Here is a 4,345-nt window from a genome sequence, read left to right as displayed (position 1 = left end):
CAACTTCAGCTTTTCGCTTCCGTTTTCGGCGCGATTCTCAACTCTAGTCCATCTCTCTCTGTCCGTCAAACCGGCTCTTTTTCGAGTGGATTCTGAGTTGGGACGAGATCCAGGATCTCAACGCTTTTCAGACTGTGCTCCGGTCCCTCTGCCTTTCGGCTTCGTTCCCGGCGCGAGTAGAAACTTTAGCACCTCTCGGCGCTGAATGTAAATTCCGCGTGAACTCTGGGATCCAGGCCCATGCGTTCCGTGTGGAATCGTGACGTCTACTGTAACAGGACGCCGACTCCTCTGTCAGCTGTCGACCTGTAGGAGCATCGAGGGACGGAAAACCCAGCGGCCTTCCCACCGGGAGAACAGATCCAGCGCCTCCGACAGCATCGCCGCACGGAAGAAGACCGAATCAACACCCTGTGTATCAGCGTCGGAATCACGGTAACCCTGCATGAATGCTCGGCTGACCTGCTCGTACCACAACCCGTAGTTGATGGGTTCGGGAGCATCCTCGCCTTCAACGATAGTCTCGGGCTCCTGGCTGGCTGTTTCCATCACCATGTTGGCCACCGCCATGAGGAACGTGACCACATCACGAATCGCCATGGCGTGTTCTACGAAACCAGCAGGCTCGTCGAACACCCACCGCTCATCGCTGACCCGGTGCGCATCGCTGAGGGTGAGGTCGCCGTGGATGTACTGCACCGTCAGCGGTTCATCCGAGCTGCGCAGCTGCATAGTCATGAGGTCGATCACCTCGTTGAGATCCGCCGCTTCATCCTCATCGAACTCGCCGCGGACTTTGCTCCATTGGTGGCTGAGCGCCTGCTGGGCGTTCTGACTCATGGACTTCAGCTGGGTCGCGGTCTGCGGGTGCGCACCAAAGGCACCGGCGAGATCAGCGTGGAAGGTTCCCAAGGCTCGGCCAAGGGAACGGGCTTCCTCCGCGAAGCTTCCGCCCGAGGTGAGGTTGGTCTTGGCCAGAGTCACGGCGTCCTCGGCCTGCGCGGCCGCCTCACGAATCACGGCGAGGTCACCGGACTCCCACTCCACACCTCCCGAAGGACTACGAAGCCAGGAAGCGCTGATGATGCCCAGGACCTGAGCAATGGCGGTGCTGTTGGCCTGCGTCAGAGTCAGGAGCTCTTCGAGAGTTTCATCCCGAACTGCAGACGGACGCCGGAAGAACTCCACGAGCACCTTCCGCTCCCAGTCGGCGTCGGGAGAGGAGTCTTCCGGCTCCACCACGGTGGAGGTCACGTCGTTGCGTGGGGAATCCACAGAGGACTTCCGCAGGGCAATAGTGAACGGGTCGCGTTCCTGGAATCCGCCGAACGCCTCACCGCGCGACCGACCGTTGCGGCTTCCCTGCTGCCGGCGTGCCATCTCCACCCAGGCGGAGAGGAACGCTCGGTCACCGGTGCCGTCATAGACCCAGATGTCGCCGTGCTCCTCGGAGGCGAGCTTGCCGATGAAGGCAGACTTTCCTGCCAGGGCGGAGGGCCGGCTGCGCAGCGAGACCGGCACGGACACGCGGTCAGTGCCCTCGGAATGGCCGATGTCGAGGATGTGCACTTCGAGGAAGAGGCGAGAGTCGGCGTCGCCCTCAGGGGCGGGCAGACGAAGACCGCCCACACGGGTGATCTTCTTGCGCCCCTTGGGCGGGGTGTACCAGCTCTGGGACGTGAGCCAGTTGCTCATGACCTCAATGAAGCCGGGCTGCTGCTCTCCTCGAATGGGAGTCACTTCCCCCGCACCCCCTGTCGAAGCATCGCGATCTCGTAGAGGCTGATGCCCACCGCCATCGAGGCGTTGAGCGACTCGGCTGCGCTGCTGATCGGGATGGAGACGATGGCGTCGCAGGTCTCTGCCACCAAGCGCGACAGCCCCTTACCCTCTGAGCCAACGACGACGATGAGGGGCTCCTCCGCCAGGGACAGTCCTGGCAGCTCCATCTCGCCACCTCCGTCGAGACCGATGACGAAGTAGCCGAGCTTCTTGGCTTCCTTCAGCGCCTGGGTCAGGTTGGTGGCCCGGGCGGCCGGGATACGTGCGGCCGCACCCGCGGAGGTCTTCCAGGCGGTGGCCGTAACCCCGGCACTGCGACGCTCAGGGAGCAGCACTCCGCCGACTCCGAACGCGGCCGATGCGCGGATGATGGCGCCGAGGTTGCGCGGATCGGTGATGGAGTCGCAGGCGACCAGCAGGGGCTGGTGCGGGATGTAACCCTTCTTGGCCTTCTCCAGCTCCTCGGTGGCGAATTCAACGGCGTCGGCGTATTCGTAGGGCTCCAGCACCAGCGCCAGGCCCTGGTGCACGGCGTCGCCGGTGACGTTGTCCAGCTGACGGCGCGGCACCTCGCGCACGCGCACACCCTGCTCCGCGCAGTGCTGCAGTGCCTCCCGCACCCGGCCGTCGGAGTCGATGTCGGTGGCGATGAGCATCTCTTTGACCGGTACACGCTCGGCCAGGGCCTCCAGTACCGGATTGCGTCCAGCCACCACGTCATCGGCACCGTAGCCGGAGCCGCGGGTCCGGGGACGGTTGGCCTCACGCTTGGCGGCGGCGCGCTCAGCAAGCACCTTCTGCTTGTGCGCCTTGTGGTAGACGCGGTCCTCCGCCTTGGGAGTCGGTCCCTTGCCCTCGAGTTTGCGCCGACCTTGTCCGCCGGACCCGGCAGTCGGCCCCTTCTTGCCCTTGCGCACTGCAGCGCTCTTGGGACGGGAATCTTTGGCCATGGTCAGTTCTCCTTCGCCTGAGAGGCACTGGCCGCACGGCTCAGTGACCATCGGGCGCCTTGGGGGGTGTCTTCAATCACGACGCCGGCAGCGACCAGTTGGTCACGCACGGCATCGGCACGGGAGAAGTCGCGGTCCGCACGAGCGGCGGCGCGCTCCCGGAGCAGGGTGGCGACGAGCTGACCCAGTGCCTGTTCGGCCGGTCCGGAGACCAGGTCCGGTTCAGGCACGTCGGTCAGTCCCAGCACCTCCATCATGCAGCTGACTTCCCAGGCGCGTTCCCGGGCAACCTCGGCATCGCCGCTGTCCAGGGCGGTATTCCCCGCCCGTACCGACTCGTGCAGCACCGCCAGCGCCGCTGGGACGTTCAGGTCATCGTTCATCGCTTCGGCGAAAGCCTCTGGATACCGCGTCCAGCCGAAGCGGGACATGCCGTCGTCGGCCCGCTGCAAGAACGTCTCAATCCGCTCCACGGCCGCCTCCGCCTCCTGCAGCGCACCCGGCTTGTAGTCCAGCTGCGAGCGGTAGTGAGCCTGGCCCAGGAAGTAGCGCACCGCCTTGGGCCGTGCCTGCTCCAGCATCTCCTCCGGGGAGATGGTGTTGCCCACCGACTTCGACATCTTCTCGCCCTCATAGGTGACCATGCCGTTGTGCAGCCAGAAGCGGGCGAAACCGTCGCCTGCGGCAGCCGACTGCGCCAGTTCGTTCTCATGGTGAGGGAAGCGAAGATCCAGGCCGCCTCCGTGGATGTCGAAGGTGGAGCCCAGGTACTTGGTGGACATCGCCGAGCATTCCAGATGCCAGCCCGGTCGTCCGCGTCCCCAGGGGGAGTCCCAGGAGGCGGTCTCGGGATCGCCGTCCTTGTGCCCCTTCCACAGGGCAAAGTCGCGAGGGTCGCGCTTGCCTCGGGGGTCGGCGTCGGGCGCGTCCTGCATGTCGTCTACGCGCTGGTGGGTGAGTTCGCCGTAGGAAGGCCATGACCGCACGTCGAAGTAGACGTCGCCGGAACCGTCCACAGCCGGGTAGGCGTGGCCGGCATCGATGAGTCGCTGGATGAGCTGGTGCATCTCGGTGATGTGGCCGGTGGCCCGCGGCTCGTACCGTGGACGACGCACGCCGAGCGCGTCATAGGCGGCGTGGAACGCTTGTTCAAACCGGTAGGCCAGTGCGAACCATGGCTCCTGGGCCGGATAGTCAGCGCTGGGCTCGAAATCCTCGGCATAGGATGCCGCCGATTTCTCCAGGATCTTGTCGTCGATATCGGTGACGTTGCGCACCGAGAGCACGTCGTAGCCGCTGGCCTCGAGCCAGCGGATCAGAATGTCGAAGGCGACAGCCGAACGCACGTGCCCGACGTGAGGCCGGCCCTGCACCGTGGCTCCGCAGTAGTAGAGGGAGACCTTGCCTGGTTCCAGGGGCTGGAAGTCACGGACCTGGCGTGTCTTGGTGTCGAAGAGTCGCAGTGCCACGGGCGCAAGCTTACAGCGCTGGTCCCGGCGGCGCGCGCAGGTCACGCCGCCTCTCGCCCGCATACAGCGGCCGCGGGCTTCACACCTGAAGCGCTGGTCCCGGCGGCGCGCGCAGGTCACGCCGCCTCTCGCCCGCATACAGCG

General features: G+C 65.3%; 3 protein-coding genes. All 3 read right to left on the bottom strand.

The window, feature by feature from the left end:
- Positions 1 to 294: 294 nt before the first annotated feature.
- From RH857_RS13235 to cysS, 3 genes are read right to left on the bottom strand one after another with little or no spacing between them, the layout of a single operon-like run.
- Complete coding sequence (locus tag RH857_RS13235) at positions 295 to 1,740, bottom strand: maltokinase N-terminal cap-like domain-containing protein (RefSeq protein ID WP_310538448.1); 1,446 nt, start codon at positions 1,738 to 1,740, stop codon at positions 295 to 297.
- Positions 1,737 to 2,732 carry a 23S rRNA (guanosine(2251)-2'-O)-methyltransferase RlmB gene (gene rlmB / locus RH857_RS13230; protein ID WP_310538447.1) on the bottom strand — a complete coding sequence of 332 codons (996 nt, stop codon included), beginning with the start codon at positions 2,730 to 2,732 and terminating at the stop codon, positions 1,737 to 1,739. The genes RH857_RS13235 and rlmB overlap by 4 nt, the downstream gene beginning before the upstream one ends.
- Before the next feature lie 2 nt (positions 2,733 to 2,734).
- Positions 2,735 to 4,201 (bottom strand): cysteine--tRNA ligase, encoded by a 1,467-nt coding sequence (gene cysS / locus RH857_RS13225; protein ID WP_310538446.1) that lies wholly within the window; start codon positions 4,199 to 4,201, stop codon positions 2,735 to 2,737.
- Positions 4,202 to 4,345 lie beyond the last annotated feature (144 nt).

The organism is Nesterenkonia flava, from assembly GCF_031432335.1.
Taxonomy (GTDB): Bacteria; Actinomycetota; Actinomycetes; order Actinomycetales; family Micrococcaceae; genus Nesterenkonia; species Nesterenkonia flava.
Note: the sequence above shows the minus strand (reverse complement) of the source record. Positions and strands in the feature narration are given on the sequence as shown.

Excerpts from the sequence above, each read along its gene's own strand:
- rlmB (WP_310538447.1), bottom strand. The coding sequence starts at position 2,732 with ATGGCCAAAGATTCCCGTCCCAAGAGCGCTGCAGTGCGCAAGGGCAAG.